The sequence below is a fragment of the Bacillus sp. SIMBA_005 genome, assembly GCF_046535585.1.
In the GTDB taxonomy this organism is placed as follows: Bacteria; Bacillota; Bacilli; order Bacillales; family Bacillaceae; genus Bacillus; species Bacillus pumilus.
The window spans coordinates 1-260 of the sequence record NZ_JAWRWI010000651.1 but is presented as its reverse complement, the minus strand read 5'-3'; the positions used below and the strand labels follow the sequence as shown (position 1 = coordinate 260).

Genomic DNA, 260 nt, shown 5'->3' with positions numbered 1-260 from the left:
CTCGTGATCGTGGCGATCATCACCGTCGCCGGATGGTGGCGGGTGCTGCAGTTCGAGCCGACACCGCTGCGCCCGCGTGCGTTCGCCATCGTTCCGTGGGCGACCGCGTGCGCATTCGCCCTGACGGCGATCCTCGGCATCGCCGCGACACCGGAACCTTCGGGTTCTCTCATCGTCCTGCAGGTGATCGCCATGGGCGGCATCGTCTTCCAGGAGGAGATCGGGTGGCGCGGAGTGGTGCTCGTCGGGTTGCGCGGCTC

1 protein-coding gene is annotated in these 260 nt (G+C 68.5%); it reads left to right on the top strand.

Annotated features, from left to right (window positions below; translation table 11 throughout):
- Nucleotides 1-260: hypothetical protein (locus SB660_RS21690; RefSeq protein WP_410584487.1), on the top strand; the 260-nt coding region annotated here is incomplete at both ends.